The sequence below is a fragment of the Halorientalis brevis genome, assembly GCF_042678165.1.
Lineage (GTDB): Archaea > Halobacteriota > Halobacteria > Halobacteriales > Haloarculaceae > Halorientalis > Halorientalis brevis.
This window is the reverse complement of record NZ_JBHUDJ010000003.1, coordinates 384,478-396,459: the sequence shown is the minus strand read 5'-3', so window position 1 is coordinate 396,459 and position 11,982 is coordinate 384,478. Positions and strand designations below refer to the sequence as shown.

Sequence of the window (11,982 nt, the reverse complement as noted above, 5' to 3'; positions counted from 1 at the left end):
ACGGAACTCGCGGCAGGGTCGCGAGTTCCGCTTTTTTTAGCGTAGATTTTTTGACGGGGGTTGAGCGCTCGCCAGGGGCGAGCGCGATGCCCCCGCTAAAAAAGGTACTATTGGAACATCCCCAGCGGCTTCGCCTGCGAGCTCTCGTCGGTCTGCTGGCTCATCTGCTGGGCGAGTTGCTGGCGGGCCTCGGCGATCTCCTCGGCCTGGTCGACGAGTTTCTGCGTGTCGACGTCGACGTCGGCGAGGGGAGCGATCGCGTCGGTGATCAGCACCCGGGCGGACTCGGGGTCCGGGAACTGGGCGTTCGATTCGATGACCAGACCGACGCCATCGAGATCCATCCGTTCGGCGTGGGCGAGCAGTGCGCCGGTGGGGCCGCTGACGAGGCCGCTTTGGGAGGGCGCGTCGATGTCGTGTTCGTCGAGGCGCGAGCGAGCGTCGCCGGTGGCGACGCCGTGAAGCTTCGGCATGCCGTCTTTTTCGGCGGGGAGGCCGCTGAGATAGAGGGGGAACGCGTCGATCTCGGCGAGCCACCCGCTGAGACAGGCGGCGAACTCCGAGGCTTCGTTCGGCGAGACCGGAACGTCGCTCTGGAGCGCCAGCAGATCGCGCTCTTCGTCGGCGTAGATGCGGACGGGACCCCTTACCGCAGCGTCGTCCTCGCGGTAGACGGCGACGTCGGGCAACCCCTCGCAGCGACAGGTGGCGTAGTGGGTCATGTCGAAGGCGTCGACGAGGTGATCGGTCGCGATCTTTCCGACGAGGCCGACGCCGGGCAGCCCCTCGACCAGCACCGGTGATTCCAGTTCGATTCCGTCCGCGTGGAGGTCGACGTGTGCCATGTCTGGCCAGAGGGAGCGCCCTCTCATAAGCCCGCGGGCGAGTGTTGTGGGTGAGACACGGCCGCGCCCAGTGACAGTTCACTGCGAGTGAACTTTTGTGGCGTGGCGCCGATACGACGGGTATGAGCGAGGCGTCAACGCGCGGCCCGATTCTCGGCCCCCTCATCGTCGTGGTAGCAGGGATCGTCATCGCCGTGGTCCCGTACCGATTCCAGCACCTCCTCGATCTGATCGGCGGTGGCGGGAACGCGGCCGTCGGGATCATGCTCGGCGGTGCGATCGTCGCCTGTGGCATCCTCGCCCACGTGAAACACGACTTTTCGACGGAGCTGGGAGTCGTCGCGATGGTGCTGTCGATCCTCTCGCTGTTCGGCGCGTTCGGGGGGCTGCTCGTCGGTCTCGTCCTCGGACTCATCGGCGGGAACCTGATGCTGGCCTGGAAACCAGCGCCCGACGCGGAGTAGCCCGAGCGCGGGGAAATGACAACAGACGTTATCCGTGCCGAGTGACTGGGAGAAGGCATGGATGCGATCACGCTGTTCACCACGGCGGAGTACGAAGCCCAGGAGTTCGACGCGGTCCTGTTTCGAGACGACCTCGTCGTGTGCGTTCGCGCAGCCGAGTCGGACATGCGGCTCGTCCCGATCGACAAGGTCAACCACGTCGACGGGGACGCCGAGCTGTTGTTGACCGACACGGAGATTCCCGAATCGTTCTACGGCGGCGCGGAGTGTGGCTTCGTCGACGTCGAGAAGTTCCCGGAGATCCAGGAGCATCTGACAGCGCTGGAGAGCGAGGACTACTGAGCGGTCGGCAGTCATCGACGGAGGTTTCTATCGGGCGGCGACAACACAGTCCCAATGGAGGTACTGGAGCGGTACGAACCGCTGATCGACGACGTCGACGCGTTCTACGCGGCGTGCGAACGCCCGCTCCCGTCGGTCGTCCGGGTCAACACGATCAAAACGACCGTCGAGCGCGCCCGGCGCGCACTGGACGACGAGGGGATTCCGTACGAACCCACCGCGTGGAATCCCCGCGTGCTGAAACTGCCCGACACGCAGCCGGGGAGCAACTGGCCGTACTTCCACGGCTGGCTCCACGGTCAGGAAGAGGTCTCGGCCGTTCCCGCGACGGTGCTCGACCCGGAACCCGGCGAGCGCGTCTGGGACGCCTGCGCCGCCCCGGGAAGCAAGACCACACAACTCGCGGCCATGATGGAGGATTCCGGACTTCTGGTCGCGACCGACAACAACCTCGGGCGCATCTCCGCGCTGCGCTCGAACGCCGAGCGCCTCGGCGTCACCAACGTCGGCATCACGCGCGAGGACGCGCGCAACCACTCGCTGAAACCGTGGGACGGCGAGGAGTACGACCGGGCGCTCGTGGACGTGCCCTGTTCCTGCGAGGGGACCATCCGGAAGAACCCCGACACGCTCGACGAGTGGTCGTTCGACCACGTCGAGGGGATCGCGGGCATCCAGAAGGGCATCCTCCGCCGTGCGATCCAGGCCACCCGCGAGGGCGGGACGGTTGTCTACTCGACCTGTACGTTCGCACCCGAGGAGAACGAGGCCGTCCTCGACCACGCGCTGGCCGAGGAGGACTGCGAGATGGTCCCGTTCGATCTCGATCTGGAGTCCGCACCCGGCATCACGGAGTGGCAGGGTCGGACCTACGACGATAGCGTCCGTGAGGCCAAACGAATCTACCCCCACCACAACGACACGGGCGGGTTCTTCTGTGCGAAACTGGAGGTGACGGGATGACTGACGACCACGATGGCCAGCAGTTCGACCGCCTCGCGCCCACGGCTGACGAGCGCGAGCGCGAGGGACGACCCACCCGCGAAGAAGTCCTCGACTGGTGGGACGAGCGGTTCGGCATCGACCCTGAAGTCTTCGAAGACGTCACGTTCTGGGAGAAGGGCAAGGGGAAAATCTGGGCGTTCCAGAGCGAGGTGGAGTCACCGGTACGCGTCGAGGGGCTCGGCATGAGCATGCTCCGAACTCGCGGGGAACACTGGAAACCCACGACCGACGCCGTCCAGCGCTTCGGGTCACACGCCACCGAGAACGTCATCCACCTCTCCCTTGTCGAGGCCGAGGCGTTCGTCGCGGGCCACGACCAGGAGATCGAGTGGGACGGCGACTGGGGGTATCTCGTCGTGACACACGACTTCGTCGGCGAACCGGAGCCGCTCGGCGTCGGCCTGTACCTCCACGGCGAACTCCGCTCGCAAATTCCGAAAGGTCGACAGCGCGACCTCTGACGGCTCAGCGGGCGACGCGGTACTCGCCGTGTTTGACGCCGAGGAAGAGACAGATCAGGCCGAACGCAAGCGTCGTGGGGAGGACCATCATCAGGACGGTTTCCGTGGCCATCACGCCAGACGCGGCCAGTCCGCCAACGCCGATAGCGATCAGTCCGAGGAACACCGCACCGGTCGTGGCCAGGTCGAACTCCATATTCGTCCGAGAGGAACCGACAGCAATCAGGATTGCGTTCGCGGCGATTACTCGTCGTCGTCCTCGTCCGTGCTCGTGGGTTTGGGCCGGACGAGGTCGGCGAGCGTCACGAGGACGCCGAGTACCCAGCCGACGGGGACGGCGAGGCCGAACCACATGCCGGCGTAGGCGACCCCGCGGAGGTCGTACGTCCGGCGCAGATACTCGCCCAGGTCCAGGAAGGACAGGGGATTGTCGAGGATCCAGATGGCGATGGTCTGGCTCCGCGGGAAGATCGCCGCCGCCAGGGTCGGCGAGTACAGCGCCGCGACGACCGGTGGGAGGAAGATGGCGGTCATCGCGAACGGATAGGCGAACACGACGGTCGTCAGTCGACCGCCGAGCGACCGGAACAGCAGGGCGAGCAGCGCCGAGAAGACGGCGACGCCCGAGGCAGCGCCGACCGCGAAGAAGCCGGCCGGCGTGAACCGGACCCGTGCCACTGCCGTGAGTCCGCCCCACAACAGGAGAAAGAGGGCGAACACGCCGATTTTGCCGAGTTTGGCTGCTGTGTAATCGATGCGTCGACTCTGGAACCGCAGGAGATAGCCGAACAGGACGAGGGGATAGAGCAACCCGATGACGGGGGCGCCGATGAGCCGCCAGGAGTTGTAAGTGAGTTTCTCGCGGGCCGTCTTCGGTTGCCACTTCCCGAGGACGGAACTCCCTTCGCTGCGCTGGCGTGGGAAGAACAGCTCCATCCAGGTCTCGTGCATCCGCACCAGATCGTACCGGATACCGTCGATGACGCCCGGTTGGCTACTCGCGGTCCGGCTTCCGGCTGCCATACGCCACGGGTTCAAACGCGCGTGGTATAACCATTCTGGGTGCCGAGACTTCGCTAAAAATATGCCGGTCGGTTACCAGGCGTCCGGCGCGAAGTCCGGGTGGACTCGCCGGTCGACCTCGTCGATGGCGTCGATGGCTGCGACGTCTTCGTCGTCCAACTCCAGGGCCAGGCTCTCGAAGTTGTCCGCGATGTGGTCCTCGCCCGTCGCTTTCGGGATGGCCGTGACGCCCTTCTCGCGGAGCCAGGCCAGGCTGACCTGGGCGGCGCTCACGTCGTGTTTGTCGGCGACGTCCGCGATGGTGTCGTTCTCGAACACGTGACCGCGAGCGAGCGGCGAGTACGCGACCAGTTCGAGGTCGGTCTCCGCGGCGAACTCGCGCAGGTCCTCCTGGGGGAGCAGTGGATGGCACTCGACCTGGTTCGCGAAGATCGGCATGTCAGCGTGCTCGCGGGCTTGTTCGACGTGCTCGGGCTCGAAGTTCGAGACGCCGAAGTGCTCGATCTTCCCCTCGTCGTACAGCTGATTGAACGCCGGAATCGTGTCGGCGGGGTCGTACTCGCGTGCCGGCCAGTGGACGTACAGGAGGTCGACGTAGTCCACGCCCAGTTTTTCGAGGCTCTCCTCGGTCGTTTCGAGCACGTCATCGTGCGAGAGGTTCGAGATCCAGACCTTGGTCGCGAGGAACACGTCGTCGCTGTCCACGTCGGCCTGTGCGATCCCCTGGCCGACGGCCTCCTCGTTCTCGTACGCTTGGGCGGTGTCGATGTGACGATACCCCATCTCAAGCGCGGTCGCGACGCTATCGGCACACTGCTCGGGATCTTCGTTCTGCCAGGTTCCGAGTCCGAGCATCGGCATGCCACTGGCGTGCGGGACGCTGTCGGGATCTAGTCGCTGGGAAGACATAATCAACAAAAATCACGGCTGCCACGACAAAAGACGTTGGGAAAGCGGCGAATCCAGCTATCAGTGGCAGAACAAAAAGAGGGCGCTCAGTACTTCGCTTCCGCGCCGGTGACCTCATAGAGGTCGTCCATGATGGCGTCGCGGCGGTCACGCCAGGCCGCGAACTCGTCGGGGCTGCTGGGGTACTGATCGTAGGCGTCCTTGAGCTGTGACGCGAGTTCGTGAACCTTGTACAGTTCGTAGATGGTGCCCCAGTGGCCGAAGGTACGGACGGCGGTTCTGAGCTTCAGGCCGAGACTCATCGAGGCGGTCCCTTCCTTGCCCATCACGTCGAGCAGTTGCTGGCCGGGCATGGCGCTGATGAGGTCGACGAGTTCGTCCACGTCCTGGGCGCTGCCCCAGATGTTGTACAGATCCATCGCGGCGAAGCGCTTCCCGAAGTCGGTCATCACCTTGCGGTTGTACTCCCAGAGGGCGTCCTCGCCGACGTTTCCGTCCTCGATCGCCTCGATGGCAACGTTCGTCGCCCAGTGACCGGCCTTCGCAGCGCCGGGGATGCCACCGCCCGTCGTCGGGTTGACGTGTGCGGCGGCGTCGCCGACGGCGATGAACCCCGGTGCGACTGCCGAGTCGTAGGGCCGCCGGGTCGGCAGCGCCGCGCCGAGTTTGTCCTTGACTTCGGCGTTCTGGTACTCGGGTCGGGTCTCCAGGTCTTCTTTGAGCGACTCGACGAGCTGCATCGGTTCCTTGTTCATCTGGAAGCCGAGCCCGACGTTGATCTCCGTCGGGGTCCGCGGGAAGTACCAGAGATAGCCCAGTTCCTCGGTCGGCTTGAAGTAGAGAGCGTCGTCGTAGGGAACCGGCTCTTCGACTTCGACGACCTCGCGGTAGGCGGAGCAGAACTGCGAGTACTGGACGTTCGTGTCGAACGTCGCGTCTTCGAGGTCGGCCTTGTCCTGCAGGATCGAGAGCGAGCCGGCCGCGTCGATCGTCACGTCGGCCTCGTAGGTCACGGTCGAACCGTTTCGGGTGGCCGTGACGCCCTCGACCGTGCCGTTCTGGACGACGTCCTGAACCACGGTGTCGTAGTGGATCTCCGCACCGACGCGGTCGGCCTCTTCCAGGAGGACTTCACCGTAGCGTTTGCGGTCGAGAATAGCCCCGTTCTCCTCGAACGGGATGTCCAGCGTCTCGCCGGTTTTGGGGTTCTCGAAGACGGCTTTCTGGATGTTCTGGTTGATGAACGACTCTTCGCGGAGGTACTCGCGGTCGATCACGTCAGGGAACGTCGCCTTCCCCTTGACCGCGTCCCCGCAGGCGATGTCGCCGGCGTCCTCCTCGCTTTTCCGTTCCAGGATGACGACGTCGAGGCCTGCTTTTGCCGCCGTTGCAGCGGCGAACGATCCCGCTGTGCCACCCCCAACGACGACGATGTCGAACTGCTTAGTCATTGCGAGAGCCTATACGGTCATCTCATAAAAAAGAACGTATCCGCGATGCAAATTGTAAACCACTCTGGGCTAGTCGGCTTCCAATAAAATTGCCCTCTGATGTACGGTGAAAGATTGATATGTGTAACTGGCACAATGTGGGCTATGTTCGACGACCAGCCGGAACGGGGGGAACTCGACGAGCACGTCGAGAACATGCTCGATCTGCTCAACGATTACGACATCACGCTCGCGCAGGACACCGCCGAGGAGTCGCGCCAACAGCTCGAGATCATGGTCGACCTGGCCGGGGACGATCCGGTCGAAGTCGGCACCGTCGAAAACGTCGAGATCGAGGAGGGGCTCGAAGAGGGGCAGGATCCGATTCCGGCGCGCGTCTACGCGCCGGCGGGCGACGGTCCGTTCCCGACGGTCGCCTTTTTCCACGGCGGCGGCTTCGCCATCGGCGACGTCGAGACGCACGACAACCTCTGTCGGCTGCTCTGTGACCGCGCCGAGGCAGTCATCGTCTCCATCGACTACCGCCTCGCGCCGGAGCACCCGTGGCCGGCCGCGGCGAAAGACGCCTACCAGGGTGCGCTGTGGACGGCTCGAAACGCCGACGAGTGGGGCGGGGACACCGACCGACTGTCGGTCTGTGGCGACAGCGCCGGCGGGAACCTGTCGGCAGTCGTCTCACTGATGGCGGCAGAGCGCGGGATGCCGGACATCTCGCGACAGATCCTCCTGTACCCGGCGACGACGTACATGGACCCGATGCTGTCTCGCTCACAGAACGGCACGGGCTATTTCATCACCGCCCACGACCTCCTCTGGTTCGCAAACCAGTACATCGAAGACGAGATCGACGCCCACCACCAGTGGGCCTTCCCGATGAACGCCCGGCAGGACAAACTCGCCGAAACGCCGCCGGCGTTCGTCATGACGTGTGGCTACGACCCTCTCCGCGACGAAGGACACGCCTACGCCACCCGCCTCGCCGAAGCCGGGGTCGACGTCGAATACTCGAACCACGAGTCGATGGTGCACGCCTTCCTGAACATGGAAGGGATCGTCGATCACGCCTACGACGGGATCGACGAAGTCGCAGAGCAGATCCACAAAGCCTGATCCACGGCGAGTCTTTTTGTGTCACAGCGTGTAGGGCGTCGTATGCCTGCCAGCGACGTCCGCGTCGCCGCTACCGAATCCGACCGAGCGGCTGCCTTCCGCGTGCGCCACGCCGTGTTCGTCGAGGAACAGGGCGTGGACGAATCGCTGGAGTACGACGGCAAAGACGACGACGCCGTCCACTTCCTCGCCAGCGAGGAGGGGACTGCGATCGGTGCAGCCCGACTTCGAGAACTCGACGACGAAACGGGAAAAGTCGAGCGCGTCGCCGTTCGCGAGGCACACCGTGGGAACGGCTGGGGACGCGATCTCGTGACGGCCGTCGAAGCGGAAGCACGTCGCCGCGGGCTCTCGACGCTCGTTCTCCACGCCCAGACCGCCGTCGAATCGTTCTATCACCGTCTCGGGTACCGCACAGTGAGTGAAGAGTTCGAGGAAGCAGGAATCGCCCACGTCGAGATGACAAAGCGACTGTCCTAGCCGCCCACCGCCACGGGACTCCGGGAACGTTCTGCCGAGCACTGGCGTCGCGAATCAGAGTCTGATTTCCGATCACGGATTAACACTTCGGGGTAGTGCCAACAGTGAATAATTAACTGAGAGATATGTATGTCGGCATCGACCATTCGACGACCGGAATCAAAGTGGCGAGTCGAGAGGGGGGACGAGTGCGGTCCGCGTTTCAGATCGATCGCCGTGAACTCGAAGCGTGTGAAAGCGTCCTCGAGATCATCGACGAGCGGATCGGCGTCTCGAACGTCACGCTGGCGACGGTCACCTACTCCTACGGCAACGGCATTTCAGAGATCACGGACATCGAATCCGTCTCCAATAGGGGAGTCAAGGACTTGCTCGGCCTCGGGTACGAAACCGGAGCCGGCGCCGTGGTCTTCGATCAGTTGCAGGACTCGTCGATCCCGGCGGTCGTCCTCCCGGGCGTTCACGACGGCCTGGAGACGCTCCATCCGCTCTTCAGACACCATTCGACGTGGAGTGGCGGTGACAAGGTGGCCGCCGTCCGGAGCGCACAGGAGCGGTTTCGGGCGACGAGTGAGAACGGAGACGCGTTCATCTGGGCGTGTGCCAGTTCCTCCTGTATGTCCGGCCTCGTCTCCGATGGCCGACTGAGGGGGTTTTTCCACTGGCTGGGCCTGGTCCACGGCTGGCCCGACCTGGAGGCAGTCCGGCACGGGAAAGAAGAGGGATTCGACGACATCCTCATGCAGTGTGGCATCCTGCCGCGCCAGGGCCACGAGCTCTCTGACGCACACGAGATCACCGATCCAGAGATCCTCAAACAGGTGTACTGGTCGACGCTGTTCAACATCCACTCGCTGGTCCCGTTCGCAGAGGGGATCTGCGGTGAGTCACTCGACGGCGTTCTCCTCAGCGGGCGGCTCGTTCGTCGCGAACAGCCGATCGACGTCGCCCGCCGGATTTACGAGCAGTGTACCGACACCGCACCCGTTCACGTTCTGGAACCCTATGCGTCAGCGCGGGGCGCCGCGCTCGTCGCCGAAGACGTCGGCACGGGCGCCGAGCACGTCCTCGGAATCCCGGTGGGTGACGTCCCGATTCAGAACGACGAACAGTCGGAGATCACGCTGACAGTCGACGGCTCTGGTCAGACGCAATGATCCGCTCGAGGAACTCGGAGGCCCACTCGACCGCCGAGTCGGTGTCGTTGACGATGACCGCGTGCAGCCGATCCCGTTCGTTTCCCACTGGGACGGCGACGGTCCCGTCGCCGATGACTGTCCCGTAGGTGTACACCTCCGTGGTCGCGTAGATGGTCGAGTTTTCGGCCGCGACGATCTCGCCGAACTTCTCGGCGTAGTTCGAGTGGCCCGTCTCGACGACGTCCTCGGTAAACACGAGCGTCGTGGGAACCCCCGCTTCGACGACGAGCGAGTGAAACGAGTCGACGTAGTGGGGCATGATCGTACTCGAATACCCCTTGACTTCGCTCGCATTCGCCGCCACGTCGACGATTTCCACGAACGGTTCCTGGGGCGCGTGTTCCTCCGCGTAGTGAACCGCTGCGCCTTCGAGCAGTCCCACGTCGAAGCCGGCGTCTCGCGGCAGATACGAGAGGATGTCCTCCATCCCGGTGACCGTCTGGAGGGTGTCTTCCGTCCGCGCGAACTCCTCACAGCAGAGTTTGCCGAAGTTCGTCAGTTCGTACGACGTCCCCGTCGACGCGAGCATCCCCAGGTCTTCGAGTTCACGGTACGCCCGGTCGATCGTCGGGCGTGACGAGTCGATCTTGTCCTCGATCTCCCGTTTGTCCAACTGTCCGTCGCAGATACATTTCAAAATCTCGTAGCGTTTGTGGAAGACGTGGAGAATCTCGGCGACGGGATCGGCACTCATGTACGCGTATCTGACCCCGTTACCGAGTAAAGCGTTCTGGTGGAGTCAGATTATGATGGGCACTCAGTCTGGAACTAGACGCGGATATACCATTTCATAACAGTTTCTCGTCGCCGGGCAGCTCGATCGCCTCGTCCGCCGCGTCGAGGTAGTCACCCCGGACGACGAGAACCGGGTCGACTGTTCGTCTGGCGATTTTCTTCGCCCGATCGCGGAAGACGAATCGACGGATCGACGGCCGGCTCTCCCCGACCACGAAGAGGTCGTACTCGCCAGCGACGTCGAGGATCGCCTCGATCGGAGACCCGTTACCGACCACGTTGCTTTCGACGCGATTCGGGTCGACGCCAGCTTCGACGAGTGCCGACGCCCCCGTCTCGACGAGTGTCTCGCCGTCTTCGCGGTGGGCCTCGTTGGCGATGACGTGAAAGAACGTGACCGCGATCTCGGTATCGGCCACGATTGCCCCGACGAGTCGGGCGATGCGCTCCACGTTGACGTCGCCACGAATCGCGACGAGAATGCGATCGAGGACTGGGGCGGGATTGAGCAACAGCACGGCGTCACAGTCCAACAGCACTGCGCTGCGCTCGAACGTCTTGAGAGGCCTGTGCGTGAACACGAGCTTCGACGTCACGTCACAGCCGGCGGCTTCGAACACTGCGTGATGATCCGAGAGTTCCGATCGGGCTGTCTCCCCGAACTCCGCGCGCGCCTGACTCGGCGCGGTCTGATCGGGGATCTCGTGGTACCCGAGCAGGACGACCGGCACCGACGCGAACGCTTCGACCAAGGTCCGTGAGATGTCCTGCCCTCCGAGCACGTCGACGGGGACGAGCACGCGATAGTCGTTGGTGTTCACCATTGGCGAGTGACCACATACACCATACGAACTCGCTCGTCTTAGTGGCATCACCTCCACGCGGCCGAGGGGCCGAACGGACCATCAGTCACTGGGATTGGCGCCACCAGTCTTCGCGTTGAAGGAGCCGATCCTCGAGATCTTGACGAACAGTGTTCACGTGAACGTCGTACAGTTGCGGATTGTCCCCGAACGGCGAGAACTGTCGTCCCATCTCGAACAGTTGCGGCTGTCGTCGTTCCTTGTCCGGATCGATCACGTATCCCAGTTCAGGGACGTACGCGCTGAGATCCGCGTCGTGCGCGACGAACAACTGGGTGACTTCGCCGGTGTTGAGCCAGCGAATCATCCGCGTGTTGTAGTCGGCGTACCAGCTATCGCGCACGTCCGCTGGTTCGGGGCTCCAGTCGACGACTGGCGAGATGATCGCGAACCGCGCGTTCGGATAGTAGTTCTCGACGTCCGTCAACGCCTGCCAGCTGTAGTCGATGTTCGGTTCCTCGTCGTCCTGTGCCCGGCTGTGAGTCGGAGTCATGACTTGCCCCCGAAGGGAGACCCACTAGGGACCGCACACTGAAAGTGGACACGACCGTCGGCCACGCGACAGGTCGCATCCCGAAACCGTGCCGACCGCATCTCGCCGCAAGCACTCCCCGTGGATACGACCTCGCCGAGAGAAGTAGGGAGCGGCTAGACCGGGAGCACGCAGGGTTCGACCGCCGGTGCCGGGATCGCTGTGACGCCCCGTCCAGTAAGTGTCTCCATCGTCGACGGAAAGCACACGTCCACGACAGTGGCCCGGAGCCCAGTATACGGCTCGTACCCGCGACCCAGAGCGCGTATAGACCGAATAACAACGTGTGCTGCCGGCGTGGACGTAGACGCGTTCGCTCGAAAGGGTCGCTCAGCCTGGCAGAGCATCCACCTTCTGGGTGGGTGGCCACTACGGCCTCGAAGGTTCGAATCCTTCCCCTTTCGTTCGCGCGAAGGTAGTGTAACCGGCAACACGCGGTCTTTCCACGGCCGAACTGGATGTTCAATCCATCCCCTTCGCACTGTACCGTTAGTACCTTTTTTGCGGTCGGGTGTCCTCGCGCCGCCGAAGGCGACGCTGTGGGCACCACTCCTGCAAAAAAT

General features: G+C 63.8%; 15 protein-coding genes and 1 tRNA gene. 8 read left to right on the top strand and 8 right to left on the bottom strand.

What is annotated here, in order from left to right; translation table 11 throughout:
* Positions 1-107: 107 nt before the first annotated feature.
* Positions 108-845 carry a proteasome assembly chaperone family protein gene (locus ACFR9U_RS09110; RefSeq protein WP_247374881.1) on the bottom strand — a complete coding sequence of 246 codons (738 nt, stop codon included), beginning with the start codon at positions 843-845 and terminating at the stop codon, positions 108-110.
* A 122-nt stretch (positions 846-967) separates the two neighbouring features.
* Here ACFR9U_RS09110 and ACFR9U_RS09105 point away from each other — a divergent pair, with 122 nt between their 5' ends.
* Genes ACFR9U_RS09105 through ACFR9U_RS09090 form a run of 4 tightly spaced genes read left to right on the top strand, consistent with a single transcriptional unit; the run spans position 968 to position 3,117 of the window.
* On the top strand, positions 968-1,309 hold the full coding sequence (locus ACFR9U_RS09105) for a DUF6114 domain-containing protein (RefSeq protein WP_247374903.1): 342 nt from the start codon (positions 968-970) through the stop codon (positions 1,307-1,309).
* A 57-nt stretch (positions 1,310-1,366) separates the two neighbouring features.
* Complete coding sequence (locus ACFR9U_RS09100; RefSeq protein ID WP_247374906.1) at positions 1,367-1,651, top strand: hypothetical protein; 285 nt, start codon at positions 1,367-1,369, stop codon at positions 1,649-1,651.
* A 54-nt stretch (positions 1,652-1,705) separates the two neighbouring features.
* Entirely contained in the window at positions 1,706-2,614 is a 909-nt protein-coding gene (locus tag ACFR9U_RS09095) for an RsmB/NOP family class I SAM-dependent RNA methyltransferase (RefSeq protein WP_247374909.1), read from the top strand.
* Positions 2,611-3,117 carry a DUF7122 family protein gene (locus ACFR9U_RS09090; protein WP_247374912.1) on the top strand — a complete coding sequence of 169 codons (507 nt, stop codon included), beginning with the start codon at positions 2,611-2,613 and terminating at the stop codon, positions 3,115-3,117. Before ACFR9U_RS09095 ends, ACFR9U_RS09090 begins: the two co-directional genes overlap by 4 nt.
* Positions 3,118-3,121: 4 nt before the next feature.
* On the opposite strand, the gene ACFR9U_RS09085 is transcribed toward ACFR9U_RS09090, so the two are convergent.
* The 4 genes from ACFR9U_RS09085 to ACFR9U_RS09070 all read right to left on the bottom strand — a co-directional run bounded on the left by ACFR9U_RS09085 (position 3,122) and on the right by ACFR9U_RS09070 (position 6,500).
* Positions 3,122-3,313, bottom strand: coding sequence for a DUF7333 family protein (locus ACFR9U_RS09085; protein WP_247374916.1), 192 nt, complete (start codon positions 3,311-3,313; stop codon positions 3,122-3,124).
* A gap of 47 nt (positions 3,314-3,360) precedes the next feature.
* Positions 3,361-4,140, bottom strand: coding sequence for a hypothetical protein (locus tag ACFR9U_RS09080; RefSeq protein ID WP_247374918.1), 780 nt, complete (start codon positions 4,138-4,140; stop codon positions 3,361-3,363).
* A gap of 72 nt (positions 4,141-4,212) precedes the next feature.
* Positions 4,213-5,049, bottom strand: coding sequence for an aldo/keto reductase (locus ACFR9U_RS09075; RefSeq protein WP_345893347.1), 837 nt, complete (start codon positions 5,047-5,049; stop codon positions 4,213-4,215).
* An 86-nt stretch (positions 5,050-5,135) separates the two neighbouring features.
* A complete protein-coding gene (locus ACFR9U_RS09070; RefSeq protein WP_247374940.1) occupies positions 5,136-6,500 on the bottom strand; it encodes a geranylgeranyl reductase family protein in 1,365 nt (454 codons plus the stop codon).
* A 144-nt stretch (positions 6,501-6,644) separates the two neighbouring features.
* Here ACFR9U_RS09070 and ACFR9U_RS09065 point away from each other — a divergent pair, with 144 nt between their 5' ends.
* From ACFR9U_RS09065 to ACFR9U_RS09055, 3 genes are all read left to right on the top strand, one after another.
* Positions 6,645-7,610 carry an alpha/beta hydrolase gene (locus ACFR9U_RS09065; RefSeq protein WP_247374942.1) on the top strand — a complete coding sequence of 322 codons (966 nt, stop codon included), beginning with the start codon at positions 6,645-6,647 and terminating at the stop codon, positions 7,608-7,610.
* A gap of 42 nt (positions 7,611-7,652) precedes the next feature.
* Positions 7,653-8,090: a GNAT family N-acetyltransferase gene (locus ACFR9U_RS09060; RefSeq protein WP_247374945.1), complete on the top strand. Its 438-nt coding sequence runs from the start codon at positions 7,653-7,655 to the stop codon at positions 8,088-8,090.
* A 188-nt stretch (positions 8,091-8,278) separates the two neighbouring features.
* Positions 8,279-9,247 carry a hypothetical protein gene (locus ACFR9U_RS09055; RefSeq protein ID WP_247374949.1) on the top strand — a complete coding sequence of 323 codons (969 nt, stop codon included), beginning with the start codon at positions 8,279-8,281 and terminating at the stop codon, positions 9,245-9,247.
* Here the strand turns inward: ACFR9U_RS09055 and ACFR9U_RS09050 are convergent.
* The 3 genes from ACFR9U_RS09050 to ACFR9U_RS09040 all read right to left on the bottom strand — a co-directional run bounded on the left by ACFR9U_RS09050 (position 9,210) and on the right by ACFR9U_RS09040 (position 11,380).
* A complete protein-coding gene (locus ACFR9U_RS09050; RefSeq protein ID WP_247374951.1) occupies positions 9,210-9,983 on the bottom strand; it encodes a helix-turn-helix transcriptional regulator in 774 nt (257 codons plus the stop codon). The genes ACFR9U_RS09055 and ACFR9U_RS09050 overlap by 38 nt on opposite strands.
* Positions 9,984-10,077: 94 nt before the next feature.
* Positions 10,078-10,848 (bottom strand): universal stress protein, encoded by a 771-nt coding sequence (locus ACFR9U_RS09045; RefSeq protein ID WP_247374954.1) that lies wholly within the window; start codon positions 10,846-10,848, stop codon positions 10,078-10,080.
* 85 nt (positions 10,849-10,933) lie between these two features.
* Positions 10,934-11,380, bottom strand: a complete 447-nt coding sequence (locus ACFR9U_RS09040; RefSeq protein WP_247374957.1) for a hypothetical protein — start codon at positions 11,378-11,380, stop codon at positions 10,934-10,936.
* 358 nt (positions 11,381-11,738) lie between these two features.
* Between ACFR9U_RS09040 and ACFR9U_RS09035 the strand changes: the two genes are divergently transcribed.
* Positions 11,739-11,823: transfer RNA gene (locus ACFR9U_RS09035), tRNA-Arg, on the top strand.
* Positions 11,824-11,982: the final 159 nt, after the last annotated feature.

Excerpts from the sequence above, each read along its gene's own strand:
- ACFR9U_RS09075 (WP_345893347.1), bottom strand. The coding sequence starts at position 5,049 with ATGTCTTCCCAGCGACTAGATCCCGACAGCGTCCCGCACGCCAGTGGC.
- ACFR9U_RS09095 (WP_247374909.1), top strand. The coding sequence starts at position 1,706 with ATGGAGGTACTGGAGCGGTACGAACCGCTGATCGACGACGTCGACGCG.
- ACFR9U_RS09080 (WP_247374918.1), bottom strand. The coding sequence starts at position 4,140 with ATGGCAGCCGGAAGCCGGACCGCGAGTAGCCAACCGGGCGTCATCGAC.
- ACFR9U_RS09070 (WP_247374940.1), bottom strand. The coding sequence starts at position 6,500 with ATGACTAAGCAGTTCGACATCGTCGTCGTTGGGGGTGGCACAGCGGGA.
- ACFR9U_RS09105 (WP_247374903.1), top strand. The coding sequence starts at position 968 with ATGAGCGAGGCGTCAACGCGCGGCCCGATTCTCGGCCCCCTCATCGTC.
- ACFR9U_RS09110 (WP_247374881.1), bottom strand. The coding sequence starts at position 845 with ATGGCACACGTCGACCTCCACGCGGACGGAATCGAACTGGAATCACCG.
- ACFR9U_RS09100 (WP_247374906.1), top strand. The coding sequence starts at position 1,367 with ATGGATGCGATCACGCTGTTCACCACGGCGGAGTACGAAGCCCAGGAG.
- ACFR9U_RS09060 (WP_247374945.1), top strand. The coding sequence starts at position 7,653 with ATGCCTGCCAGCGACGTCCGCGTCGCCGCTACCGAATCCGACCGAGCG.
- ACFR9U_RS09085 (WP_247374916.1), bottom strand. The coding sequence starts at position 3,313 with ATGGAGTTCGACCTGGCCACGACCGGTGCGGTGTTCCTCGGACTGATC.
- ACFR9U_RS09065 (WP_247374942.1), top strand. The coding sequence starts at position 6,645 with ATGTTCGACGACCAGCCGGAACGGGGGGAACTCGACGAGCACGTCGAG.
- ACFR9U_RS09050 (WP_247374951.1), bottom strand. The coding sequence starts at position 9,983 with ATGAGTGCCGATCCCGTCGCCGAGATTCTCCACGTCTTCCACAAACGC.
- ACFR9U_RS09090 (WP_247374912.1), top strand. The coding sequence starts at position 2,611 with ATGACTGACGACCACGATGGCCAGCAGTTCGACCGCCTCGCGCCCACG.
- ACFR9U_RS09040 (WP_247374957.1), bottom strand. The coding sequence starts at position 11,380 with ATGACTCCGACTCACAGCCGGGCACAGGACGACGAGGAACCGAACATC.
- ACFR9U_RS09045 (WP_247374954.1), bottom strand. The coding sequence starts at position 10,848 with ATGGTGAACACCAACGACTATCGCGTGCTCGTCCCCGTCGACGTGCTC.